The 26,146-nt window shown below is 50.5% G+C and carries 13 protein-coding genes; 8 read left to right on the forward strand and 5 right to left on the reverse strand.

Features of this window, described 5'->3' with window-relative positions:
- Window positions 1-247 precede the first annotated feature (247 nt).
- The 8 genes from JUB14_RS03970 to JUB14_RS04005 all read left to right on the forward strand — a co-directional run bounded on the left by JUB14_RS03970 (window position 248) and on the right by JUB14_RS04005 (window position 17,628).
- On the forward strand, window positions 248-3,007 hold the full coding sequence (locus JUB14_RS03970) for a DUF1553 domain-containing protein (RefSeq protein WP_207504465.1): 2,760 nt from the start codon (window positions 248-250) through the stop codon (window positions 3,005-3,007).
- 50 nt (window positions 3,008-3,057) lie between these two features.
- A complete protein-coding gene (locus tag JUB14_RS03975; protein WP_207504466.1) occupies window positions 3,058-4,383 on the forward strand; it encodes a Gfo/Idh/MocA family protein in 1,326 nt (441 codons plus the stop codon).
- A 303-nt stretch (window positions 4,384-4,686) separates the two neighbouring features.
- The gene (tnpA, locus tag JUB14_RS03980; protein WP_207505925.1) at window positions 4,687-5,127 is read left to right on the forward strand and encodes an IS200/IS605 family transposase; all 441 of its coding nucleotides are present in this window, start codon (window positions 4,687-4,689) and stop codon (window positions 5,125-5,127) included.
- A 303-nt stretch (window positions 5,128-5,430) separates the two neighbouring features.
- Window positions 5,431-6,909 (forward strand): DUF1501 domain-containing protein, encoded by a 1,479-nt coding sequence (locus JUB14_RS03985; protein WP_207504467.1) that lies wholly within the window; start codon window positions 5,431-5,433, stop codon window positions 6,907-6,909.
- 181 nt (window positions 6,910-7,090) lie between these two features.
- The gene (locus tag JUB14_RS03990) at window positions 7,091-8,605 is read left to right on the forward strand and encodes a c-type cytochrome domain-containing protein (RefSeq protein ID WP_207504468.1); all 1,515 of its coding nucleotides are present in this window, start codon (window positions 7,091-7,093) and stop codon (window positions 8,603-8,605) included.
- Window positions 8,606-9,074: 469 nt separating this feature from the next.
- The gene (locus JUB14_RS03995; protein WP_207504469.1) at window positions 9,075-12,260 is read left to right on the forward strand and encodes a SusC/RagA family TonB-linked outer membrane protein; all 3,186 of its coding nucleotides are present in this window, start codon (window positions 9,075-9,077) and stop codon (window positions 12,258-12,260) included.
- Window positions 12,261-12,282: 22 nt separating this feature from the next.
- Window positions 12,283-14,148, forward strand: a complete 1,866-nt coding sequence (locus JUB14_RS04000; RefSeq protein ID WP_207504470.1) for a RagB/SusD family nutrient uptake outer membrane protein — start codon at window positions 12,283-12,285, stop codon at window positions 14,146-14,148.
- Between the two features lie 111 nt (window positions 14,149-14,259).
- Window positions 14,260-17,628: a VCBS repeat-containing protein gene (locus JUB14_RS04005; protein WP_207504471.1), complete on the forward strand. Its 3,369-nt coding sequence runs from the start codon at window positions 14,260-14,262 to the stop codon at window positions 17,626-17,628.
- Window positions 17,629-17,748: 120 nt separating this feature from the next.
- Here the strand turns inward: JUB14_RS04005 and JUB14_RS04010 are convergent, their stop codons facing one another.
- The 5 genes from JUB14_RS04010 to JUB14_RS04030 all read right to left on the reverse strand — a co-directional run bounded on the left by JUB14_RS04010 (window position 17,749) and on the right by JUB14_RS04030 (window position 25,740).
- Window positions 17,749-18,591 carry an endonuclease/exonuclease/phosphatase family protein gene (locus JUB14_RS04010; RefSeq protein ID WP_207504472.1) on the reverse strand — a complete coding sequence of 281 codons (843 nt, stop codon included), beginning with the start codon at window positions 18,589-18,591 and terminating at the stop codon, window positions 17,749-17,751.
- A 96-nt stretch (window positions 18,592-18,687) separates the two neighbouring features.
- The gene (locus JUB14_RS04015; RefSeq protein ID WP_207504473.1) at window positions 18,688-20,094 is read right to left on the reverse strand and encodes a BNR-4 repeat-containing protein; all 1,407 of its coding nucleotides are present in this window, start codon (window positions 20,092-20,094) and stop codon (window positions 18,688-18,690) included.
- A 28-nt stretch (window positions 20,095-20,122) separates the two neighbouring features.
- Window positions 20,123-21,073: a sugar phosphate isomerase/epimerase family protein gene (locus JUB14_RS04020; RefSeq protein WP_207504474.1), complete on the reverse strand. Its 951-nt coding sequence runs from the start codon at window positions 21,071-21,073 to the stop codon at window positions 20,123-20,125.
- Between the two features lie 150 nt (window positions 21,074-21,223).
- The gene (locus JUB14_RS04025) at window positions 21,224-22,750 is read right to left on the reverse strand and encodes a RagB/SusD family nutrient uptake outer membrane protein (protein ID WP_207504475.1); all 1,527 of its coding nucleotides are present in this window, start codon (window positions 22,748-22,750) and stop codon (window positions 21,224-21,226) included.
- A gap of 29 nt (window positions 22,751-22,779) precedes the next feature.
- Window positions 22,780-25,740: a SusC/RagA family TonB-linked outer membrane protein gene (locus tag JUB14_RS04030; RefSeq protein ID WP_229367511.1), complete on the reverse strand. Its 2,961-nt coding sequence runs from the start codon at window positions 25,738-25,740 to the stop codon at window positions 22,780-22,782.
- Between the last annotated feature and the right edge of the window lie 406 nt (window positions 25,741-26,146).

Below are 26,146 nucleotides of genomic sequence, written 5' to 3' on the forward strand. Positions count from 1 at the left end.
CTGGTGCTGCGGAGGGCAGTAAGTAAGCTCCTGCTCAATACACCTTACAAGTAGCAATTTCTGAGTTTTTTTGAAGTATATCACCGATAGCCGTGTTCTAGCGCCTACCGATGAGCTGGCTCTGTAGCTTATATCTTTCTTCTGCTTATATCATTAAGAAAAGGTAAATCTGTACTTTAAGTATAGTAGGGGCAGCGTGATTGCTACTACGTCCTGATTGAGGTCTTTATTACTACCTAATAGCTACATGGCAAAGCTGATCGCAACGAACAAATGGATATTCCTTCTGGGGGTAGCAGTGGTGGTACTGCTATCATCTTTTTCGTGGCTGGGGCTATTTGAGGATAAGGTAGACTATAATAAGGATGTAAAGCCCATCCTGAATAAGCACTGCATGGGTTGCCACGGTGGGGTAAAGAAAGCGGGCAATGTGAGTTTCCTGTTTGAGGAGGAGATTATCCAGCCGGGTAAGTCGGGCAAGCGTCCCGTGGTACCCGGTGATGCCGACGGTAGCGAAATGATCCGCCGCATCCTGAGTGATGATCCCGATGAGCGCATGCCCAAGGAGGGGCCACCCCTGACCGAGCAGGAGGTAGAGGTACTAAAGAAATGGATAGATCAGGGAGCCCAATGGGGCAACCACTGGGCCTATGAGCGGATCGAGCGCCCGGAGGTACCAGGAGCCGGTGGACTGCTGGCTAGCCTGAACCTTTTTGGTGATAAGGAGTGGAGTAAAAATGAGATAGACCATTTTGTCCTTCAAAAGCTAAATGATAAAGACCTTACTCCTGCCGATGAAGCTGATCGCGCTACGCTCATCCGGCGGGTGAGTCTGGACCTGACGGGGCTGCCTCCCAAGGAGAAAGAAGTAGCCGACTTTATCAAAGACCCCGCGCCCGATGCCTACCAGAAGGTGGTAGACCGGCTGCTGGTTTCACCGGCCTACGGCGAACGCTGGGCCGCTATGTGGATGGACCTGGCCCGCTACGCCGATACCAAAGGCTACGAACGCGACCCCGGCCGGACCATCTGGCGCTTCCGCGACTATGTCATCAAGTCATTTAATGGGGATAAGCCTTTTGATCAATTTACCATTGAACAGTTAGCGGGCGATCTGTTAAAAGGACCAGAAGGGGTACCTTCGGACGAGCAACTGGTAGCCACCGGATTCCACCGCAACACCATGAACAACGACGAAGGGGGGACGCAGGACGAGGAGTTCAGGGTTGCGGCCCTCATCGACCGCGTCAATACCACCTGGGAGGTATGGCAGGGGACTACCTTCGCCTGCGTGCAGTGTCACAGCCATCCGTACGATCCCATCCGGCACGAAGACTACTATAAGTACATGGCCTTCTTCAACAACACGCGTGATGAAGACGTCACCTCCGATACTCCCACGCTCCGCTTCTATAAAGGTGAAGACTCTGCCCGGGTGGAGCGGGTTAAGGCCTGGATTAATCAGCACAACCCGGCACAGACCCGGCACTTCGCCCAGTTTATGCGGGTGATGGAGCCCAAGATCAACTCCCACGACTTCGATGAATATATTAACTCCTCCCTTCGTGATGCCAAGTACTACGGGGCGCAGCACCAGGGATCGGCGCGTATCAAAGGCGTGACCCTGACGGGCAAGGACCGGATGCTGATAGCCATTGGTACCCGGGCCGAAGGAGCTACAATGACTATTACGCTGGATTCGTTAAGGGGTCCTAAGCTGACACAGATAAAGGTACCTCTGGTAGATACCGTACTAGCGTTGCCCATCCCAAAAGTACAGGGCAGGCACAACCTGTACCTATATTTCAATAGCCCCCAAGCTCCCAAAGACTGGATCAATATCAAGTGGGTTGCGTTCCAGGAGGCGCTGCCGGGAGAAGGCCAGCCAGCCTATACTTCTATCATGGAAGATTATGCCAATGTACTAACTGGTTGGGCTGACAACACACCCATCTTTTGGGAAGCGGAGGGCGATCTGGTACGAAAGACGCACGTATTCGAGCGGGGCAACTGGCTGGTCAAAGGGCCGGAGGTACAGCCCGATGTACCCCAGTCGCTGCTGGCCATGCCCAAAGGGATGCCACGCAACCGGCTGGGGCTGGCGCGCTGGATGGTCAGCCGGGACAATCCGCTGACAGCGCGGGTGGTTGTCAATCGTTTTTGGGAGCAGCTTTTCGGAACGGGTATTGTCGAGACCGTAGAAGACTTCGGCTCGCAGGGCAACGAACCTACCCACCGCGAATTGCTAGACTGGCTGGCGGTATACTTCATGGAGGACGCTGGCTGGAGTACCAAGAAACTACTGCGGCAGATAGTACTGTCCGCTACCTACCGCCAGAGTTCCGTAGCCGATAAAGAAAAATTAGAGGTAGATCCATTTAATACCTGGCTGTCCCGCGGGCCGCGCGTGCGGCTGAGTGCCGAACAGGTACGGGATCAGGCCCTGGCGGCTAGTGGCTTGTTGTCACCTAAGATGTACGGCCCCGGTGTAATGCCCCCGCAGCCGGAAGGCATCTGGCTGTCGCCTTACAATGGGGATAAGTGGAAGCTCAGCGAAGGCGAAGACCGCCGCCGCAGGGCCTTGTATACCTATTGGAAACGTACAGCACCCTATCCGTCGATGGTTACCTTTGATGCGCCCAGCCGGGAGTTTTGCCAGTCGCGGCGCATCCGGACGAACACCCCCCTGCAGGCCCTGGTCACGCTCAATGATCCGGTGTACCTGGAAGCCGCCCAGAAAATGGCCGAAGCCATGCAACTGCGCGGCAAGACACCGGAGCAGCAGCTCAAAGAAGGTTACCGAATGCTTACCTACCAACCCATCGAACCCAAGAGCCTCCATGTACTCCTGAAAGTATACCAGAATTCGCTGGAAGGATATAGGAACAACCCGGCAGAAGTAGACAGTCTGCTCAAATACGGAGAAAAGAAGTCGCCGGAACTGGCGGCCCTGGCGGTGTCGGCCAACGTACTTCTGAATCTGGATAAAGTGGTGACGAAGGAGTAGTTAGCAAACAGAATAGCCTTACACGATATATCCCTTAACTAAACAGGACAATGGAAAAAGAAAAAGAGCAATCACTTTCCCGCCGGGACTTTGTCGGAAAAGCAGCGGCTGCGGCAGCCGGATTTATGATCGTGCCCCGCTTCGTACTGGGAGGCAAAAAACCGGATGGCTCATCGTACCTGCCCCCAAGCGACATGATTTCACTGGGCTTTATCGGTACCGGTAAGCAGGGACGGGGACTTACCAATTCATTCCTGTCTACCGGCGAAGCCCGCATCGTGGCCATCAGCGAAGTATATAAGGATAAAGCCCAACTGACCCTGGATAAGATTAAGGAGTACTACAGCAAGAATACCCAGACAGGTACCTATTCAGAAATACCAGTATATAATGACTTTCGGGAGCTGCTGGCTCGTAAGGATGTAGATGCCGTCGTGATTGCTACCCCCGACCACTGGCACGCGGCCATGGCGGTGCGGGCAGCCCAGGCCGGTAAAGATATCTATTGCGAAAAGCCACTCTCTCTGACCGTTCGCGAAGGCCGGGCTATGGTGGATGCTGCTCGTAAGTACAACCGCGTATTCCAGACAGGTAGTATGCAACGCTCCTGGCCGGAGTTCCGGCAGACAGCCGAGCTGATCCGTAACGGCTACATCGGGGATATCAAAAGTATCAAAGTGAATGTGGGAACTCCTCCGGTACCCTATACCCTTTCGGCCGAGCCCATTCCGCAAGGGCTGGACTGGGCGGCCTGGCTAGGACCCAATCAGCCGGTACCATTCAACTCCGAACTGGCACCGCCGCTTTCTAAGGACGTATTCCCCAACTGGCGCCTCTATAAGGAATTTGGAGGAGGCATGGTGACCGACTGGGGAGCGCACATGTTCGACATTGTACAGTGGGCGCTGGATAAAGATAACAGCGGACCAGTAGAGGTCATACCACCTAATGGCAAGGATGTACAGAACCTGACCTTCCGCTACGACAATGGCATCACCATGACCCATGAGAAGTGGGACTGGAATAACGCCATCCATTTTATAGGAAGTGAAGGAGATCTAAAAGTACAGCGCCGCAAGCTGGAAACCACTCCGGCCTCTTTACAGACAAAAGTAATCGGTGAAAACGAGAAGCATGTCTATAAGAGTGAGAACCACTACAAGGACTTCTTCCAGGCGATGCGCAACCGTAGCAAGCCGGTCTGTGATGTAGAAATCGGCCACCGTACGGCCTCGGTATGTAACATTGCTAATATCGCTTATCAGGTAGGTCGGCCCCTACAGTGGAATCCTAAAAAGGAAACATTTAAGAATGATAAGGAAGCCAATGCTCTCCTGGGTCGTTCCATGAACAGCGAATGGGGGATTGTGATATAAAATTAGGTCAGGCAGAAGGATGAAAGTCCAGAGGTGTCGCCCCTGAGGAGGTAACATTTGTTCAAAGTTAATGCTATCTCCGCAGGGACTTGCCGCAAGTGCCGCTCCTACGGAGCTGTTAGCATACATAATCATTCATATTTCTACTAAAGTGTGGCCCCGCTGGGGCCATTTCCAAAGGAGAAGTCGAGCTTGATAGCAAAAGATGCCGGAATCCCTACAAGCCCCGCTAGGGGCGTCACTTCAGTAGCAACAAGGGAAAAGAAACCATCAAGCCCCAGCGGGGCGACACCTTAGTAGCAGCTGTACATTCAGATTGTATTTGCAGTAAAAGGAAGAGAAAGTCTTGTAAAGGCGACGTGGCGGGAGGCACTGGAAAAATACATTTGTGGTATTGTAGGTGGATTAGGCCAAAAAGTGTTAGCAATCTATTGTATGCCTGACCATACGCACCTGTTTATGAGTATAAAACCGGATGTTAGGCTCTCAGACCTGGTACGCGATGTAAAGGCCGGGTGTAGTAAGTGGATAAATGACAATGGAAATGCTTCTGGGCGATTCGTATGGCAGGAAGGCTATGGAGCATTCAGCTATGCCAAATCCCAAAAAGAGGTGGTAATTCAGTACATCCTTAGCCAGCCAGAGCACCATAGAACCAGAACATTTCGTGAAGAGTACCTCGACTTCCTACACAAGTTTGAGATCGAGTACAACGAGAAGTACCTGTTTGAATGGGTCGAGTAGTAATGGATTTGTGCGCAGGCTTAGGCTTAAGGTATCGCCCCTAACGGGGCTAGACATTCCGCGGCAACATCATTTTTGCTACTAAGGTATGGCCCCTCTGGGGCCTAATAAGATTGGATTAGCTCAAAGCCTCGCTAGAGAGGCCTATTAGTAGCTTTATTGAAAGGAATGATCCGAGTAAGTCCCGTAGAGGCGACACCTCAGTAGTAGCAACAAGGGAGCATAAGCATGTAAGTCCCGTAGGGGCGGCACCTTTATAAATGATTAAGATAACCAAGTAAGAAAGTACCAGCAGAATAGACCATGGAAAAGCTGCTTCAAGAACTTCAGCATACGCACCTGGCCCGACAGACGCGCCGGCACTTTCTGCAATCCTGCGGATTTGGGCTGGGTGCTCTTGGTCTGGGCTCGCTGGTGGGTAGTTGTAGCTCCGGAGGTACTGCCTCGGGTCAGGTTCCTACTGATCCCATGGCCGCCCGCATCCCCCAGTTTGCCCCCAAAGCCAAGCGGGTTATTTACATACACATGGCCGGGGCACCTTCGCAGCTGGAGCTCTTCGACTATAAGCCCGAGCTGGTAAAGTACCACGGGGTAGACTGCCCGGCCGAGTTTCTGGAAGGAAAGAAGTTTGCCTTTATCCAGGGAGTACCCAAGATGCTCGGTCCGCAGGGGCAGTTCCGTCAGTGCGGTCAGTCCGGGGCCCTGGTGTCCGACTACCTGCCCTACCTGCAGACAGTAGCTGATGAGGTCACCTTCCTCAAGGCCATGCATACCGACCAGTTCAACCACGCTCCCGCGCAGCTGCTCATGCATACGGGTAGTGCCCGCCTGGGGCGCCCCAGCCTGGGATCGTGGGCGGTATATGGACTGGGCTCCGAAAATCAAAATCTGCCGGGTTTCATAGTACTGGCCTCCGGTGGCAAGCAACCCGACGCCGGCAAGAGCGTGTGGGGGAGTGGCTTCCTGCCCACAGTATACCAGGGGGTGCAGTGCCGAACCGGTGGTGATCCGGTTCTGTACGTGTCAGACCCCAGCGGTATGAACCGGGATATTCGCAAGCAGACCATCGAGGCCATTAATGAGATCAACCGTCAGACCTACGAAGAAGTACAGGACCCCGAAATCCTGACCCGCATCAGCCAGTACGAAATGGCTTTCCGGATGCAGATGTCGGTGCCGGAGGTGATGGATGTATCCAAAGAGCCTTCTTATCTATTAGATATGTACGGCGTCAAACCCGGCGAGGGCTCCTTTGCCATGAACTGCCTGCTGGCGCGTAAGCTCGTCGAAAGCGGAGTGCGCTTTGTACAACTATTTGACTGGGGTTGGGATACCCATGGTACCAGTGCCGACGGCGCCATTGACGTAGGGTTGCATCAGAAATGTAAGCAATCGGACCAGGCCGTAACAGCGTTGCTCCAGGACCTCAAGATGCGCGGCCTGCTGGACGAAACGCTGGTCGTATGGGGCGGTGAGTTTGGCCGTACCCCCATGCAGGAAAACCGCGATGGGCAAGTTCTGCCCTTCATGGGACGTGACCACCACCTCGAAGCCTTCACCATGTGGATGGCGGGCGGGGGCGTTAAAAAAGGATTCAGCTTTGGCGAAACCGACGAGCTGGGCTACTACGGTGTCAAGGACAAGGTACATGTACATGACTTACAGGCTACTATTCTTCATCTAATGGGCTTTGACCACGAAAAATTCACCTACCCATTCCAGGGGCGCAACTTCCGCCTCACTGACACGGCAGGCAAGGTAGTGAAGCCTGTTCTGGCTTGATTTTGCCTAAATAATACTATGTCTTTAAAAAATTGGTCAAAATCCAGTCATAAGTAGTCAATTCTAGAAAAGTCACTGGTACTTTTTTGTCGTAAAATTGTACTCTACTTTATAAAGTATAAGTAGAGTATCCAGTCACTATGGCTTATAATACAAACTTGTTTGTAATTATATAGAAGTTATGCTTTCCATAATCCTCCTTCAGGCATCAGACTGGGCTCTCTTCTTTGGGCGTTTCCATCCCGTGTTGGTACACCTTCCCATTGGCTTTCTGTTGGTAGCAGCCCTGCTCGAAATCGGAAGGCGTATGGGCAAAGTAGGCGTCAGCGATTCTACTATTACATTCATTTTATTCTGGTCGGCTATTGGAGCCACTTTGGCTTGTATAGCCGGTTATCTGCTATCTCAGGGAGGTGGTTACGAGCAGGAACTCCTCGACGTGCATATGTGGCAGGGAATAGGAGTAGCTGTACTGGCCTGGATAGCCTGGGCAGTTAAATCAGATCTGCTGGGTGAGCGCATACCCATGGCTCCTCTTTTTTATATGCCTGCTTTGCTCATAGGCTCGGCGCTGACGATGGTAGCTGGTCATCACGGTGGCTCACTCACCCACGGCGACGGCTATCTGACCCAATACACACCCGAACCATTTCGCTCACTGGCCGGCATGGCACCCCGAACGGAGCAGGTGACGGAGATCAAGCCTATCGCTGACGTTAATCAGGCTATAGTATATAAGGATATAGTACAGCCCATCCTGAATACCCGTTGTGTGCAATGTCACAGTGCTACAAAGCAGAAAGGTGACCTGCGGATGGATAGCTTTGACCGACTCCTGAAAGGTGGAGAAAACGGACCTGCCCTGGTAGTTGGAAAAAGCACCGATAGTGAAATGCTAAAGCGTTGTCTGCTGCCCCTGGAGGATGATAACCATATGCCTCCCAAAGGTAAGACTCAGCTGACCGAGCAGCAGATCGCCCTCCTATCCTGGTGGATCGATCAGGGAGCGCCTACTGATAAGAAAGTCGCCGACCTGCAGGTAACTGATGCCCTCAAGCCTGCCCTTGCCTCTTTGACTACGGGAGGAACGGGAACAGCGGTCGCTTCAGCTGAGCCTAGCCAGTCACCCGTACTAAGTCTGCAAGTACCTGCGCCGGATGCCGGAGCCGTGGCTTCTCTCAAGAAGACTAACCTGCTGGTGATGCCCCTGGCACAGGATCAGCATCTGGTAGAGATAAGTGCGGTCAATGCGCCCGCCTTCGCTGATGCACAGGCAGCCATGCTTACGCCGCTGGCTGAGCAGATCGTATGGCTGAAGCTGGGAAATACGAAAGTGTCAGACGCCGCTCTGAGCGAAGTAGCCAAGCTCAAAAACCTTAATAAGCTGCATCTGGAGCACACGGCCGTCACCGATGCCGGTCTGGCTAAGCTGAAAGACATGCAGTATCTGGAGTATCTGAACCTGATAGGTACTAAAGTAACGGATAGCGGACTGAAAGCTTTGGCCGGTCTGAAAGGGCTGAAGAGCATTTACGTGTGGCAGTCGCAGGTAACCGATAGCGGCATCGCCGACCTGCGGAAGGCACGTCCTGACCTGGTTATTGTGAATGGGCTTACTGAGGCTGCGGTAGCAGAGTTTCTGAAAGCGGGTGAGGTCGCTAAGTCGGCAGATTTGGCAGAAACCAGCAAGAAGTAGATAAGCAGAAGCAGCAGCCTTTAGTAATTAAATTTATTTGAGATTTTTTGTGGTTAAAATCCAGACAACCTTCTTCTGATGAATAGCTGGCTGTAAAAAGTACATAATCAGGAAGGCAAAGGCAGAATAAGCTATGAATAAAAGTTTTTGTAACTTTTTTAATAATTAGTATGAATTAATTAAATGTTTTTAAATTAGTAGGTAGTTTTCGAACCTGAATGAGTTTTTTAAATCCAGTAACCAATAAAATAGTTTTAATAACCTGAATGACAGATAACACAATTCAACCAGTACCTCTTCAGTAACTAAAAGGAAAAGCAGAACCTAAGTATCTGCCTGATCCAATCATTTGGCTTTCAGCCTCCTCGGAAGAGGCAAACGTTGGGTAAGAGCAGGAGGGACATCTCTTTTGTGGCTTACTTTATTTTCTATCAGCTAGTTACATTTTACAAAATCTAATCAATCATCTATGAAAATTTCTACGCCATGGACAGGCCTCAAAGTCGGAAGGTGTCTATTTGTGCTGTATCTCATGATGGCTTCCGTAATCGGAGCCTTCGCTCAGAGCGTTCCTGTAAAAGGTAAAATCACTGACGAACAAGGAATGGGCTTGCCAGGTGTGAGTGTGGTTGTAAAATCCACAACTACCGGTACCGTTACTGATTCGGATGGTAACTTTACCCTTAATGTACCTAACAGTAACGCTACCCTTGTGTTGTCTTACATCGGTTATCTTTCGCAGGAAGTACCCGTTAACAATCGTAGTACTGTTAATATAACCATGACTACCGACGTAAAATCACTGAGTGAAGTGGTGGTAGTAGGTTACGGTGTACAAAAGAAAGAAACTGTAACGGGTTCGGTAGTATCCGTACAGGGCGATGACCTGGTAAAGTCACCTGCTGTGAACCTTTCTAACTCACTGGCGGGTCGTCTGCCTGGTGTTACGGCCGTTAACCGTTCAGGTGAGCCGGGTTATGATGGTTCTAACATCCGGATTCGTGGTTCCAATACCCTGGGAAACAACAGTGCGCTAATTGTAATCGATGGTATTCCTAACCGGGCCGGTGGTCTGGATCGTCTGAATCCTAACGATATCGAAAGTGTTTCTATTCTGAAAGATGCCGCGGCTGCTATCTACGGATCACGGGCTGCTAACGGAGTTATCCTTATTACTACCAAGCGTGGTAAAACTGGTAAGCCTGAGCTGTCTTACTCTCTGAACCAGGGATGGGCTAACCCAACCCGTGTACCTGAAGTTGCCGATGCTGCTCAGTACACCAGCATGCTCAATGATCTGAACATCTATGAATTACCTGTGTCAGAGTGGGCCGCTGCCAACGAAGCATACAAGACTACCGGTTCATTTACACGTCCTAATGGTACTGTTCGTAACGCGCCTTTCTCACCTGAAGACCTGGCTCTGTACCGTGATGGTTCAGATCCGTGGGGACACCCTAACACTGACTGGTTTGGAGCAACTCTGAAAAGAAACTCTCCGCAGGTACGTCACAACGTACAGCTGAATGGAGGTACAGAGAACGTTAAGTACCTGGCTTCATTAGGATATCAGAATCAGGATGCCTACTACATCAACTCAGCAACTGGTTATAAGCAGTATGACCTTCGTATCAACCTGGATGCTAATATCAATAAGTACGTAAAAGTGAACCTGGGTATAGTAGGTCGCCAGGAAGCCAGAAGGTATCCTACAAAGGGTGCCGGTACTATCTTCCGTATGCTGATGCGTGGTAAGCCACAAGAGCCTGCTTACTGGCCAGATGGCCGTCCCGGTCCTGATATCGAGAACGGTGAAAACCCCGTGGTTATCACTACTAACCTGAGTGGATACGATCGTGATACACGTAACTACGTTCAGACCAACGGATCACTTGAAATCAAAATACCAGGTGTTGAAGGTCTGAAATTTACCGGAACAGCTGCTGTTGATAACATGGCTCGTAACCTTAAGCGTTGGGAGACTCCCTGGACTCTGTACCAGCGTGGAAGCGGCTTCGAAGCCGATGGCGTTACACCTAAGCTGGTTGCCAGTGTACGTGGACCTGCTGATCCTAGACTAAGACTTGAGAACATCAACACGCTCAACATCCTGTTAGGAGGTATATTCTCGTATGATAAAACAATCGGTAACCACAACCTGACGTTACTGGCCGGTACTAACCGTGAAACAGTTGAAGGCGATAACTTCAATGCTTACCGCCGCTACTTTATCTCTACTGCTCTTGATCAAATGTTTGCCGGAGGAGACCTGGAGAGAAATAACGGAGGTGGAGCTTTTGAAAATGGCTCTCGTCTTAACTACTTCGGTCGCGTAGGATACAACTACAAAGAGAAGTACCTGGCTGAATTCCTATGGCGCTTCGATGGTTCGGATATGTTCCCTCAGGCTACTCGCTATGGTTTCTTCCCAGGTATTATGTTGGGTTGGGTAATTTCGGAGGAGGATTTCTGGAAAAATTCAGTACCTGCGGTTAACTTCCTGAAAGTACGTGGATCAATCGGACAGCTGGGTAATGACCAGGTATATCTGCCAAATACAACTGACCTCGCTACCTATCAGTACCTGTCAACGTACGGTTTCCGTAGCTACATACTGAACAATACTGAGACAAAGACTCTGTTTGAAGCGCGTATACCTAACAACAGCATTACCTGGGAGGTAGCTACAAATACTAACCTGGGTCTGGAAGGTCAGTTGTTCAATGGCAAATTGTTTTTCGAAACGGATGTGTTCTATAACAAGCGTACCAACATCCTTTACTACAAAAATGCCTCTGTACCTCAAAGCACAGGTCTGACACTACCTGCCCAGAACATTGGAGAAGTAGCTAACCGTGGTTGGGAATTCAACGTAGGCTACCGTAGCCAGGTTGGAGACCTCAAGTACAACTTCAGCGTAAATGGTGGATATGCTCAAAATAAAATCCTGTTTTGGGATGAGGCTCCTGGAGCTCCTGAGTGGCAGCGTTCTACCGGTAAGCCTATGAATACTTATGTAGTATACAACTATGCCGGTGTATTTAAGGACCAGGCTGAGATAGATGCGAATACTATTGATTATAGTGCTATCGTTAAGACACTGCGTCCTGGTGATATGAAGTATGAGGACTACAACGGAGATGGTAAAATTACACCTGATGACCGTGTTCGTCTGAATAATACCAGCATTCCTTTGTTCCAGGGTGGTATCAATATGGGAGCTCAATACAAGTACTTCGATTTAACTATCCTGTTCCAGGGAGCAGCCGGAGCCAAGCAATATGTAAGCGCGGGCGAGTCTGGAAACATTGGTAACTACCTGCTGGATATTTATGAAAACCGCTGGACTATTGATAATCCTAGCAGCGAACATCCTCGCATTGCCAACCGTAGCGATCAGTACTATTCAAACGGTAATACCTACTGGTTGAGAAGCTCAGACTACATTCGTCTGAAAAACCTCGAAGTAGGTTATACGGTTCCTGCGAATCTGGTTAGCAAGGCAGGTCTGAGCCATGTAAGACTATACTTCAATGGTTTGAACCTTCTGACAATCGATAAGTTCAAGGTATTTGATCCTGAGTCAGATAACTCAACCGGCTACTACTACCCGCAGCAAAAGGTACTTAACGTGGGTCTGACAGCAACGTTCTAATTTTGTGTAAACTGAAAAAGAGATGAATAAATTAAAAGTTATATCCCTAGCGTTTGTCGCAGCCCTGGTGGTCAATACCAGCTGTAACGACGACTTTTTGAACACCCAGCCTCTTAGTGAATTATCTGAATCTGCTGTATGGACTGATGCTGCTTTGACTGAGGCCTTCGTTTCAGAAATATACGCAGGATTTGGTTTAGGGGGCTTTAATGAGCAGATGCTGGCCTCACTGACCGACGAGGCTATCTTTACTCACCCGGGTCGTGGTATCACTACTATCACCGAAGGACGTTCTAACCCCGCTGATATTGGTTGGGTTAACAACACCATCGCCTGGCAGAATATGTACCAGCGTATCAGAGCCACTAACCTGGCCCTGAAAAATCTGGAGGAGCCTAAGTTCAACAACCCTGCTCTGGCCGATCGTTTGAGAGGCGAGACCAAGTTCCTGCGGGCGTACTACTACCACCAGCTGGCACGCTATTACGGTGGAGTACCTCTTATCGATCGTCCTTACGAATTGGGAGAAGCTGATTACAATGCGACTCGCAATACCTGGGCTGAGACAGTTGATTTCATCGTAAAAGATCTGGATGATGCAGCTGCACTTCTGAAAGGAAGAAACATGGCAGCAGGTCGTGCAACTGAGGCAGCCGCTTTGGCTCTTAAGTCAAGAATCTTGACCTACGCCGCTAGTGATCTGCATGACATTCCTACCGCTAAAGCTAAGTCGGACGTTATCGCTAACTTCGCAAAGCCTGAGCTACTAGGCTACATAAGCGGCAGCCGTACTGAGCGCTGGCAGAAGGCGAAGGATGCGTCTAAGGCAGTACTGGATCTGGCCAGCTACGGCTTCATGACCAATCTGACTGCTCCTGTTAGCAAAGAAGAAGGTATTGCTAACTACATGAACATCTCGCTTTCCAGAAATGGAGGCCAGAGAGACCTGATCCTGGGCAGATACTTTATCAATGCCAAGCAGGAAGACGGTGGTCGTCAGGGTCTGTTTAACGGACCTAACGGATACAACAACTGGGCTGGTAACACGCCGGTACAGTTGCTGATCGATGATTACGAGATGATGGATGGTACAGAGTTCAGCTGGAGCAATCCTGCGCACGCTAGCATGCCTTACCAGAATCGTGACCCTCGTTTCTACGCTTCGATACTGTACGATGGAGCTCAGTGGAAGCCTCGTAGTGCGGCCAACTCACCTCGTGACCCCCTCGGACAGATTCAGACCGGAACTTACCAGGTGATAAATGCAGCCGGAGAGAAGGTACCTCATTTTGGTCTGGATACCCGTAAGAGCCCTATTGAAGACTGGAACGGTAGCTACACGGGTTACTATGTTCGTAAGTTTATCGATCCAAACCCAGCGGTTGTAGATCAGAATACCTGGCAGGAGGTGCCCTGGCCGATCCTACGCTATACTGAGGCTATCTTCAACTACGCCGAAGCTTGTATAGCACTAGGTCTGGAAGAAGAAGCTCGTACCTGGCTCAACAAGATACGTTTCCGTGCCGGTATGCCTGCTATAACTGCATCTGGCCAGGCACTGGTGGAGCAATTCAGACAGGAAAAGCGTATTGAGATGGCCTATGAGGAGCAACGCTACCACGATGTTCGCCGCTGGATGATCGCTCCTTCTACACTGGGACGCAAAGCCAATGGTATTAATGTCACGGGTACGCTGAAGCCAGGTAAGACAGTAAGTCTATACAAATACGATCCTACCAGCTATGATTACACTTATAGTGTATTTGAAATAGATCCGGGTAAGGAAAACCGTAGCTGGGCCGATAAACTGTACTTCCTGCCTATCCATCGTGATGAAATGAACCGTAACGCAAATCTGACGCAGAATCCGGGATATGTAACGAACTAACCAATAATAGGTTATAGTACTACGTTAGAAACTATGCTGGTAAAATTCTTACCGGCATAGTTTCTTTTTTTGTTATTTCGCCTCCTGAAAGTATACCCTTTAACTATCTCTATGAACTTGATCAAGTCTGGCCTCCACAGGATTTTGTTGCTGATTGTAGCAGCGGGAGGCTTATTTGCTTGCCAACGGTCATCCTCATCGGAGGGTGATACCGCCGCTGATACCGGAGATCCTCTGTTTGTATTACTACCCGCCGAAAAGACCCACGTTGATTTTAGTAATAACCTGAGCGAGGGCCTTAATACTAATGTACTTATGTATGAGTACTTCTACAATGGTGGTGGTGTCGCTGTGGGAGATTTGAATGGTGATGGGCTGGATGATGTGTACTTTACCGGTAATATGGTACCTAACAAACTGTACCTGAATAAAGGCAAGATGCAGTTTGAGGATGTGACGGCTGCGGCCGGTGTGGCAGGCCGCGAAGAAGGCTGGAAAACCGGTGTGACCATGGCCGATGTCAATGGCGACGGGCAACTGGATATTTATGTTTGCTACTCCGGCAACTACCCGCCTGAAAAGCGAAAGAACCAGTTATTCATTAATCAGGGACCTAACCCACAGGGAGTACCTCAGTTTGCGGAGCAGGCTGAGCAGTATGGCCTCGGCAGTGAAGGTACCAGTACACAGGCTTCTTTTTTTGACTATGACAAGGACGGGGACCTGGATATGTTCCTGCTCAACCACAACCCCAAGTCGCTGCCGATCCTGAACGAAATGGGCACGGCCGAAATGCTGCGTCAGGACGATCCTAACCATGGGGTGCGGCTTTTCCGCAACGACAATATGAAGTTCAAGGATGTAACGCGTGCGGCGGGTATACAGGGTTCGGCCCTTTCGTATGGTCTGGGAGCGGGTATTGCCGACATCAACAGCGATGGATGGCTCGATGTGTACGTCTCCAACGACTACACCATACCTGACTACCTCTACATCAACAACCGCAACGGTACTTTCAGTGATCAGGTAAAGACCAGCATGGGGCACACTTCCCACTTCTCGATGGGAAATGATGTTGCCGATATCAATAATGATGCCCGTCCAGATATCATGACACTCGACATGCTACCTGAGGAAAACCGCCGCCAGAAACTCCTGATGGCTCCGGACAACTACGAGAAGTTTGATCTGAACCTCCGGCTGGGCTTCAACCACCAGTACATGCGCAATATGTTGCACATCAATGATGGCAATGGCTCTTTTCGGGAAGTAGGTCAGCTGGCAGGAGTCTCGAATACAGACTGGAGTTGGGCACCCCTCTTTGCTGACTTTGACAACAACGGCTGGAAAGACCTGTACATTACCAATGGCTACCTTCGCGACTATACCAACATGGACTTCCTGAAGTACATGAGCGATTATATTCAGAATAAGCAGGGAGGCATCCAGCGGCGTGATATACTGGAGCTGGTGTACCAGATTCCTTCCTCCAACCTGACCAACTACGCTTACCAAAATGGACGCGACCTTACATTCAAGAACGTAACCCGGCAGTGGGGGCTTGATAAGGCCTCTAACAGCAATGGCGCGGCCTACACCGATCTGGATAGAGATGGGGACCTGGATCTGGTGGTTAACAACGTCAATGCGGCCGCCTTTATCTACGAAAATCAGGCTGATAAGCAGCTCAAGCATCACTACCTGAAAGTAAAAACCCAGGGAAGTGGTGCCAACACTTATGGAATAGGTGCTCAGGTAACCCTGTATAGTCAGGGCAATCAGCAGTACCTGGAGCAAATGCCTACCCGCGGCTACCAGTCTAATGTTTCACCTGTCCTTCATTTTGGATTGGGTGAAGTAGCAGTGATTGATTCACTCCGGGTCGTATGGCCCAATGGAAAGCAGCAACTCCTGCCCAATGTAAAGGCGGATCAGATGCTGACGCTATCAGAGAAGGATGCTACTCAACCTTACCGCCGTGCGAATACTGGCCCGGCTCTCTTCCAGGAAGTAAAGGCTCCTATCAGCTACACCGATGCGACCCTGCCTGTCAATGATTTCTACCGGCAGCCCCTGCTGGTCAATCCTGTTTCATTCGCCGGGCCGGTATTGGCCAAGGCTGATGTGAATGGTGATGGTCTGGAGGACCTGTTTGTAGGAGGAGGTAAGGGCAAAGCCAACGCTCTGTTTATACAGCAGAAGGGAGGAAGTTTTACCCAGAAGTCTACGTCTGCCTTTGATGCGGATCAGCAACAGCACGCTACCGATGCGACTTTCCTGGATGCCAATGGCGACGGAGCCCCTGACCTATATGTAGGCAATGGTGGCTACGCTGACTATGAGCCGGAAGACCAGCGCCTGCAGGACCGCCTGTACCTTAACGATGGTAAAGGTGGGTATACCCTTAGTGCTGGTGCCCTGCCCGCTATGCTGACCAGCACTGGAGCTGTCACGGTGGGAGATTTCTCCGGAGATGGCAAGCCCGATGTAGTAGTAGGCGGGCGGGTAGTACCCGGTCAGTATCCTACTGTACCTCGCAGCTATCTGCTGGTGAATGACGGTAAAGGCAATTTCCGCGATATGACGGCTAACCTGGCTCCTCAGCTGCAGAAGATCGGTATGGTAACCGACGCGGCTGCTACCGACCTGAACGGTGACCGTAAGCCGGACCTGGTACTGGTGGGTGAATGGATGCCCGTGACGGTACTCATCAACAGCGGCGGCAAGCTGGCCGACAAGACCACTGATTACTTCGACAAATCGTACAGTGGCTGGTGGAACTCGCTGCTCGTAGAGGATCTGAACGGAGATGGCAAAGCCGACCTGGTAGTAGGTAATCAGGGACTCAACTCGCAGGTACGAGCCAGTGATCAGGAGCCTGCTTCGCTATACGCCAAGGACTTTGACAAAAATGGAAAGATAGACCCTATCCTGAGCTTCTATGTTCAGGGCAAAAACTATCCGTATATCACCCGGGATGAACTGGTTGGTCAGATCAGTGGCATGGGGGGGCGTTACCCGGACTATAAGAGCTACGCCGATGTGACGCTGGACGATCTGTTCTCACAGAGTGAACTGCAGGACGCTCTGCATATGCAGGCTAACTATCTGAAGTCGGCCTGTTTCATGAGTACAGCCGGTGGCAAGTACCAACTGGCGGAGCTTCCGCTTGAGGTACAGCTATCACCTGTATTTGCCATTACAACTTTGGATTATGATCAGGATGGGCGGAAAGACCTGCTGCTGGGTGGTAACATCAGCCAGGGACGTCTGCGCCTGGGCAAGTTCGATGCTAACCACGGTGTACTACTCAAAGGCAACGGCAAAGGCCAGTTTACCTACATTCCGCAGTTAGAGTCGGGCTTCCGGCTGACCGGTGATGTACGCAGTATACTCCCAGTAGGAGATAAGCTACTCTTTGGTATTAATCAGCAGGGAGTAAAGGCGTATCAGGTAAGAAAGTCAAACATACTCCAGTAGCCTTATATAATACTTCTTTAACAGCAAAGAGCACGCTCGATCCGGGCGTGCTCTTTGCTGTTAATCTTATTAGTACTTATAACACTTCCAGCTAATAACTAATTAGCTAATCCCTAACGGCTATTTCAGGACTACCTTGGCTACTACCGGTTGGTGGTCTGACGGGTAGCGCTGCTCCTTGGCATCGGTTAGTACACCGTATTTTAGGACATTAAATTGGTTGCTTACGAATATGTAATCGATACGCTTGTCCATGGGAGCGTCAAACTTGAAGGCATTGAAAGTACCTTCGGGACCGTACGGAGGCTGAGCGGACACTTTATAGGTATCGCGCAGGATGGTTTCCATAGCTTGGATTTGCTCGGTTTCGGGTGTAGAATTGAAGTCACCCGTGCAGATAGTGGGCGCATTTTTGGCAATTTCTTTGATTTTCTTCACCATCAGCTTACCTGATTCCTGGCGGGCCTTAACGCCCTGGTGGTCGAAGTGGACGTTGAAGAAGTAGAACTGCTTTTTGGTAACCAGATCCTGAAACTTAGCCCAGGTACAGATACGGTTACAGCAGGTAGCATCCCAGCCTTTACCGGGTACATCCGGCGTTTCGCTCAGCCAGAAGTCGCCTGACTCCAGTACTTTGAAGCGATCTTTCTTGTAGAATATAGCGGAATGCTCACCACCCTGTTTGCCGTCGTCGCGGCCTTTGCCCAGATAGACAAACTCCGACATTTCGGCTACGCCGTCCAACTGGTGGCGGAGGGCCTCCTGCGTACCAAACAGATCAAAGTCATGGAACCGGATCAGGGCCTTTACGCTCTCCTTGCGCTTAGGCCAGGCGTTAACACCATCATTAGGCGTATCATACCGGAGGTTGTAAGTAGCTACCACCATAGGTGTGTTAGCCTGGGCAAGGGCGTTTTGCATCACAAGGGCACACAATAATAAAATAAGGATACTCTTTTTCATGCTTTACCAGCGTTAGGGTCAGGAATAGATAAATATTCGAAAATGTAAAGAAAACGATTCAGGGTACAGCAGCCAAGTTAACTTTTCGTTATGCCCCTACTTCATCTTTTCGGGCTTCTCCCACTCTTTACTCATGGTATAGGGTAGCTTCCATACATTTCCCTTACTATCACCGTAGTACAGTTGGGACTGGCTGAACTTACCCGGGTCACCATCAGCCCAGAAGTAGTAGAAGGGATCCTGACCGTTGACTACCTTCCGGATGTAGTTGTGGTTGCGGGGGCTGTTTTGGGTGAGTTGGCGGCTGCGGGTCCAGGTCCGACCTTTGTCGGTACTCTTCCACATCACTACCTCGCCACCGCTCCCCCAGGGTTGAGGCGTATTCTCGGTAGGGGCTACTACCATCCATTCGTTTTCCTTCACAAAAAGGCTACCCGTATCGTAGTTGTGATCGGAGGTGGTGATAGGATAATTTTCCCACTCAGAGCCATTCCAGTGGATCACCGCCCACTGCCGCAGGCCGTTCTTGGGGCCAGGCTGGTGGCCGGGGCCGGACAGGTACAGCGCGATGGGGTTACCCTTCTCATCGAAGTTGACATCCTTAATGTACACGTTGAGCCCCTGGCTGAAAAACTCTTTGACTAGTACTGGGGAGGCTACGTCCGTGACCGGAATGGCTACCGGCTTACCGTCTACGGTAGTCCAGGTCTTGCCCATATCAGTAGTCTGTAGGTAGTAGATGTTGGTGCGTTGGTCAACGTTGCCGTTGGGGTGCCAGTTGAAGAAGAAAACTACCTTCTCACCGTGCTGACCGCTGATCTGGTAGTGTCCGCCGTTTTGATCCTCGGCGCGTTTCATTCCCACCAGTTTCTGATCTTCCGTCCAGGTGGTACCGTCGGGGCTGGTTTCGAAGTACAACTCCCGAACGCCCGTGTACTTGGTAAAGAGGTTAAGGAAGCCCTTGCCTGCGATGTACTTGGGCTGGGGATACGTCATGATCTCTTCAGTGATCTGCTCAAATCCGTCAATGCTGTAAGGCTGCCGGCTGCGGTACTTAAAGCCGGGACGACTTGTATTACGGCCACTTACAAATACCCACAGGTAGCCCGCGTCGTCCATTGCCAGGCTGGGATTATCGTGCGGGTCTTCCACCCCTTTCTTATCGTATACAACGGTAGGCTTCGATACACTACCCGTGGCGTGGTCGTAGCTGCCGATCATGCAGAGCAGGTATTTGTCGTCGGGGCCGGTAGTACCTCCGTACACAAAGAAGGTTTTGTTGACCTTGGACGCATAGATAGCCAGGGGAATATGCTTGGCCGTATAGGTGCCCAGTCCGCCGGAATACTTATCGCCATACTCCGAGAACTGCCCCAGCGTAAACCAGATGCCCTTGTAACCATCTGCCTTCTGGTTATTACGGTTAGATGAGGTTTCAGGGTTTTGAGCCAACGCAAGGCAGCCCGACAGCAGCAGGGCAAGGCCAGTACACAGTGCTTTCATAGCAGTAGGGTAGAGGAGTAAGTACTATTTAAGCAATTTGCCACATTTCTTTTAGCTTGTTCAGGTCGCGCTTCATGGCAGTATAGATTACTTCTCTGTCCACAGAGGGCGTTTTAGAGCCGTGCTCGGCCCCTCCCAGATCGTACTCGTAGTGCAGTGAGATGGGTACCTGTACACCGTACTGCTTCAGCAGGCGGAAGTAGTTTTTATAATCTACCATTCCTTCGCCCAACGGTACATTTTTTACACCCCATTTACCATTCTGATTAGCCCACACAAAATCCTTTATAGCCAGTATCTTGATGTACGGGTGCAGGAGTCGCAGGCCATTTTCCCACGACAGACCACCCTCCACAGTAGCGTGGCGGATGTCGTACTGTACGCCCATGTGTTCCTTGTTGGCATTCTGCAGGAGCTGAAATATCTCCCAGGTCGAGGCTCCCACCAGCTTACCCGCGTGGTTCTGGTAGCTGCCGATGAGTCCGAGCTTGCTGTTGAGTTGGCTCAGAGCCGTTACCTGCTTCTGTAGTTGCTGAAGGGTGTCCGGCAGGGCCTGCTGATCGTTGTAGCGGTACCAGTTCATGCGGTAGTACTTGATACCCTGCTGGGCGGCAGTCCGGAGTACCGTCTCATCGGTACCTTTGGCATCTTCCACGGCTGTAGTCATCATCAGGGATTGTATACCGGCTTTTTTGATAGCTTCTACCGCCCGCGGCAGATCGGTCTTTACGTTTTCAGGTAGTACATGTCCACCGGGACGTACGGTCAGATCTACACCGTCAAAACCAATTTGTGCCGCCTTCTCCGCCATTTCCTTATAGTCCAGGAATTGCAGGTGCTTGGAGAAGATCAGTACGGGGGGCAGGGCAGCCTGCGGTCCGGCCGCGGAGGCTTCATGGGCCATCGACAGGAATGGAACTGCGCTGGCGGCCAGAGCCGTCTTGCGTATAAAGTCACGTCTTGAATGAAGATCTTGCATTACTCGCTAAGGGTTAGGTTGTATAATGGTAAAAGTAGCAGATGAGGTATCTATAACTACTCTGACCTGGTGAAAGAAAATGGTCCTGCTCACTATGACGACAGGAGCAGGACCATTCACTGAATAGCTACGATAAATGATAAGTTAAGATCAGTAGCCGGGATTCTGCGGAAGCAGGTTCGGATTGACCTGAAGCTCAATACGTGGGAGTGGCATCAGGTAGTCGCGGTTAGGGTCAAAGTTAGGGTGTGGCTCCAGAGAATTAGACCCGGTAAATACCTCCTGTCCTAACTTACGGCGCTTAATATCGTACCAGCGCTTGTATTCAAAGGCCAGCTCCAGGCGGCGCTCTTCCAGCACAGTATTGATAAATTCAGCCTTACTCATACCAGCAGCAGTTACATCCTGGGGGAAGTTGGTCATCTTGCCATTCCAGTTTCTGGCTCTGGCTCGTACTTCGTTAATGTAGCTGATGGCCTCAGCATTAGGCCCACCGTTGATCTCTGCCAGCGCTTCCGCTGCAATAAGCAGTACTTCGGCGTAGCGCATAGCTGCATAGTTATGGTCAGAGTAGCGGCCTTCAGTGTTGGAGTTGCCAGGGAACCGGGTATACTTAGCGATATGCGGGCGTTTGGTATTGGCAAATACAGTATAAGGCTGCAGTACACCACCAATCAGAATAGAATCTTCAAAGCTAACCTCTTTACGATAATCGCGGGAGTCCCAGGTGTTGTATACGGCCATGGAAGGAACCGCTACGCTCCATCCGCTCTTGGGAGCATCAGCTCCGCGGATACCAGTCATTGGGGCTATGATATCATCATTGGCTCCGCCGGCACCGTTCTGCAGACCCAGGAAGTCGATGGCAAAGATATGTTCTTTGAGATTACCTGGCTGAGGAGCTCTGAAAAGATCCTGAAAGTCAGCCACCAGGCCATAGTTGAAGCGATCCTTATTATCGATCACCCACTTGGCTTCTGTATAGGCTTTCTGATAATCGGCCAGGGTGAGGTATAACGAAGCAAGGTATGAAGCAGCGGTACCCTTGGTAGGGCGGCTCCTTACATCGTTAGGATGGTTGTCTGGCAACCATTGTTTAGCAAATTCCAGATCAGCAATAATGTTCTGATAGATAGTGGCAGCAGGTGTTTTGGAGATATCCTTTACCAGATTGGGGTCCGAGATAAAGAGGTCCAGGTAGGGCACATCACCGAACAGACGTACCAGATGGTAGTAGCTGAACGCCCGTACAAAACGCGCCTCCGCAATGAGAGGGTTGATTTCTGCTTCGGGTAAACCTAAGGACTCGGCACCTGCGATGGCTGCATTAGCGGCACTGATTACCTGGTACCACATCGGCCAGAACTGATTCACCATGTTGTTGTTATCATCCATGTTGAAGTCATTGACCTGCTGACGCTCGGCTGGAGTACCACGATCGCCAATGTCGACCATGTCGCTGCGCAGCATAAGGGCCGTAGCAAACTGCCGGCCGTACAACCGCTCGGTAGCGATCCAGCCGTAGGCGCCGAATATGGCAGTTCGTACATCCTGCGGAGTTTTGAACAGGGATTCGGGGGCCAGAATCCCGACCGGTCTCTCTTCCAGGTCCACACAGCTAATCAGTAGCTGTCCGATCAGGGCCAGAAGACAAATTATTGATAGGAGACGCTTCATATTTCTAAGTACTTTTAGTTGTTAAATCATTAAAAACCTACGTTCAAGCCTACGGTGTAGGACTTGGCGTTGGGGTAACTACCGTAGTCAAGACCCAGGTTCCGGTTGCTGTTGGTGGCTCCTTCTGAGGCATAGTTTACCTCCGGATCATAGCCTTCATACTTCGTGAAGGTCAGGATGTTCTGGGCACTGGCATAAATACGAAGCTTGGTCATACCCAGTTTCTTGGTAAGCGTAGCGGGGAAATTATAGCCAATAGCCAGGTTTTTAAGACGGGCGTAGCTGCCATCGTAGATCCAGCGGGTAGATACCCGGCGGGTACGGCCGTTGAAGGCACGGGGCACATCCGTATTGGTATTGGTTGGTGTCCAGCGGTTCAGTGCTACGGTAGTCGCATTGTTAATACCAGACAGCAGATTAAGCTCCATAAGCGTATAGCTCAGGATATCGTTGCCCTGTGAGCCCTGGAAGAACAGATTCAGGTCAAAGCCTTTATAGCTGAAATCATTGTTAAGACCCCAGATAAAGTCAGGGTTAGGATTACCAATGATGGTGCGATCATTGCTGTTGAGTGTACCGTCACCGTCTAAATCTCTGAATTTTTCGCCACCGGCGACCCGCTCAAAGCCACCCCCCTGAAGAAACTCATCTCCTTCCTGATATACCCCATCGTAGATCCAGCCAAAGAAGCTACCCACCGGATATCCTTCCTTCAGAAGGTGAGTATTGCCAAGGCCTACAAGGTGACCGGGAGCAGCACTGTATTGTAGCTCAGTACCACCTGGTAGTTCGAGTACTTTGTTACGGTTCGTAGAGAAGTTAATATCCATGTTCCACTTGAATTCTCCCACCAGGTTTCGTGAGTTCAGGGTAAATTCAAATCCTTTGTTCTCTACCGAACCTACGTTCTGCAGCTGAGTGGCGTAGCCTGAGTACTGAGGCAGCTGCACGCTGAAGAGCAGGTTACTTGTTACCATGCGGTAGTAATCCAGTACCAGGTTGATCCTGTCCTTGAAAAGGCTTATGTCTGCTCCGATGTCAAACTGGGCAGTACTCTCCCAGGTCAGGTCATTGTTAGCAACGGTAGTCGGTCGTACAGCATTAACGGGCAGACCATCGATAATAGTGTAGACATTGGAGAATCGGGCCAGCGTCTGGTAAGGCGCAATGGCCTGATTTCCAGTTATACCGTAGCTTAGGCGCCATTTCCACTGGCTGATCACATTACTGTTTTGCATGAAAGGCTCATTGGACATCTTCCAGGCAAAAGCTCCGGAGGGAAACGTGGCCCATTTGTGATTACGGCTAAAGTTAGATGAACCGTCGCGGCGGATGTTAGCAGTAAACAGGTAGCGATCCATCAGGGAGTAGTTGATCCGGCCGTAGTAAGAGCCAAGCTGCCACTCGGTGAGGCCCGAGTTAGGACTTAGCCATACCGACGATCCGCCCAGATTCCAGTAAGAAACCGCATCCGTAATAAACGACTGCCCCGCGCCACCCCATGATTCGCTGGATGACGTCTGGTAGGAATAACCAGCCATGGCCGAGAAGTCATGTATAGCACCGAATGTCTTATTATAAGTCAGGTAGTTCTCGTTCAGGAGCTGAGTACTCTTTGAGCCATCCACTTCAGCACGACCTCCTACGGTACGTCCGGCGTTGATAGTAGTAGGTGCAAAATAGCCGCTACGGCCGCTGTTGGTGGTGGCACCCATCGTAGTGCGGAACTTCAGGTTTTCCAGAATACCATACTCAGCGAATAAATTACCCTGAATACGATCGTTGGTCGACTCATTCTGTAGCTGCGTGGCTACCGCATAGGGGTTATCAATAGGATCATTTAGTCGTCCTACCGTGAACCGACCCGTCTGAGGGTCGCGGATGGGCAGATCAGGCTCAAATTTGAAAGCAGATGCCACTACCCCGGAAGTAAGACCTCCGGAGCCCTCCTGCGTATAAGCCTGTTGCTTTTCGTTACGCTGGGCAAACAGGTTAAGACCTACCCGTAGGCGTTCGCTGGCTTTTATCTCAATGTTACTTGTTATTGAAAAACGCTTGAATCCTGAATTAAGGATGATACCGCTTTGGTCGTACAGGGCACCGGACAGGTAGTAGTTAACCGCATCGTTACCACCGGAGATAGATAGTTGATGGTTTTGGATACCTCCTCTTCTGAAAATTTCGTCCTGCCAGTCCGTAGTGGCTCCCGGCGATACATAATTAGGACGAACTTCCTGAATATAATCTACAAAATCATTCGGTTTCAGCAGGTCCAGGCGGTTGATTTCGGTCTGTGATGAAACAGAAGTATTAAAATCTATCCGTGGCTTGCCCGACTTACCCCGCTTGGTGGTGATCATGATTACGCCATTGGCTCCCCGTGAGCCATAAATGGCCGTTGCCGAAGCATCTTTGAGTACTTCCAGTGATTCGATATCTTCCGGAGGGGGAATGGCCCCACCTACGAAACCGTCTACTACATAGATAGGATCACTGCTGGCGTTGATGGAGGTACCTCCACGAATACGTACTTTGAATGAAGCGCCGGGCTCACCGTTGTTAGCCTGGATCTGTACTCCGGCTGCACGGCCCTGCATAGCCTGTACGGTTCCCAGTGCCGGATAGGCCGTTAGCTCTTCTGATCCTACGGATGATACCGATCCGGTCAGGTCACTTTTCTTGACGGTACCATATCCTACTACTACCACCTCGCTCAGCGCCTTTACGTCCGCATCGAGCTTTACGTTGACCTGCTGGCGGTTGCCAACTGCAACTTCCTGCGATAAATAGCCGACAAAGCTGAATACCAGCACGGCATTGCCTGCGGGGACATTCACCTGATAAGTACCCGACGCATCGGTGGTAGTACCCTGATTAGTGCCCTTTACGATCACACTTACACCAGGAAGGGGCTCGTTAGTATCGGCACCGGTGATGGTACCTCTGACACTAACTCCCTGTGCGTACGATAGGGCAGGCAGCAATGCCATGCACAGCAGTACGCAAAGTGAGAATAGGATTCCATGTTTGGAATGCAAATGTTTCATCATGCTTTAGCTAGTAATGGGTTGAAAATTTAAAAATTGCTACTTGAGTCAGGTGACTGTCTATAGAACCTACTATAGAATAGTTAAGACAACGACTGCGGGTGCGTACCCGTAAAAAAGTCAAGTAAAACCAGGATAGAGGCTTTCAGATCTAGCCAGGTATGTTTTCGATATAAGATTCTGGTAGATAGACTACTGAACATATCCATAATATCCATTAACACCTAGTCATACCATATAGATTGACTAACAGATCGTTGCTATAACTTACTACCTGATTCGGACTGATAGCACTAATAGAAGTCACCTGCGGTACTATTTTACTTGCTATTTTGTCACTTACTTATAA

The sequence above is a fragment of the Telluribacter humicola genome (genome assembly GCF_017355935.1).
In the GTDB taxonomy this organism is placed as follows: Bacteria; Bacteroidota; Bacteroidia; order Cytophagales; family Spirosomataceae; genus Telluribacter; species Telluribacter humicola.

What these genes read in the sequence shown, in the direction of transcription:
- JUB14_RS03970 (WP_207504465.1), top strand. Translation starts at nt 248, where the DNA reads ATGGCAAAGCTGATCGCAACGAACAAATGGATATTCCTTCTGGGGGTA.
- JUB14_RS03985 (WP_207504467.1), top strand. Translation starts at nt 5,431, where the DNA reads ATGGAAAAGCTGCTTCAAGAACTTCAGCATACGCACCTGGCCCGACAG.
- JUB14_RS04030 (WP_229367511.1), bottom strand. Translation starts at nt 25,740, where the DNA reads ATGGCATTGCTGCCTGCCCTATCGTACGCACAGGGAGTTAGTGTCAGA.
- JUB14_RS04005 (WP_207504471.1), top strand. Translation starts at nt 14,260, where the DNA reads ATGAACTTGATCAAGTCTGGCCTCCACAGGATTTTGTTGCTGATTGTA.
- JUB14_RS04010 (WP_207504472.1), bottom strand. Translation starts at nt 18,591, where the DNA reads ATGAAAAAGAGTATCCTTATTTTATTATTGTGTGCCCTTGTGATGCAA.
- JUB14_RS03975 (WP_207504466.1), top strand. Translation starts at nt 3,058, where the DNA reads ATGGAAAAAGAAAAAGAGCAATCACTTTCCCGCCGGGACTTTGTCGGA.
- JUB14_RS04000 (WP_207504470.1), top strand. Translation starts at nt 12,283, where the DNA reads ATGAATAAATTAAAAGTTATATCCCTAGCGTTTGTCGCAGCCCTGGTG.
- JUB14_RS03990 (WP_207504468.1), top strand. Translation starts at nt 7,091, where the DNA reads ATGCTTTCCATAATCCTCCTTCAGGCATCAGACTGGGCTCTCTTCTTT.
- JUB14_RS03995 (WP_207504469.1), top strand. Translation starts at nt 9,075, where the DNA reads ATGAAAATTTCTACGCCATGGACAGGCCTCAAAGTCGGAAGGTGTCTA.
- JUB14_RS04015 (WP_207504473.1), bottom strand. Translation starts at nt 20,094, where the DNA reads ATGAAAGCACTGTGTACTGGCCTTGCCCTGCTGCTGTCGGGCTGCCTT.
- JUB14_RS04025 (WP_207504475.1), bottom strand. Translation starts at nt 22,750, where the DNA reads ATGAAGCGTCTCCTATCAATAATTTGTCTTCTGGCCCTGATCGGACAG.
- JUB14_RS04020 (WP_207504474.1), bottom strand. Translation starts at nt 21,073, where the DNA reads ATGCAAGATCTTCATTCAAGACGTGACTTTATACGCAAGACGGCTCTG.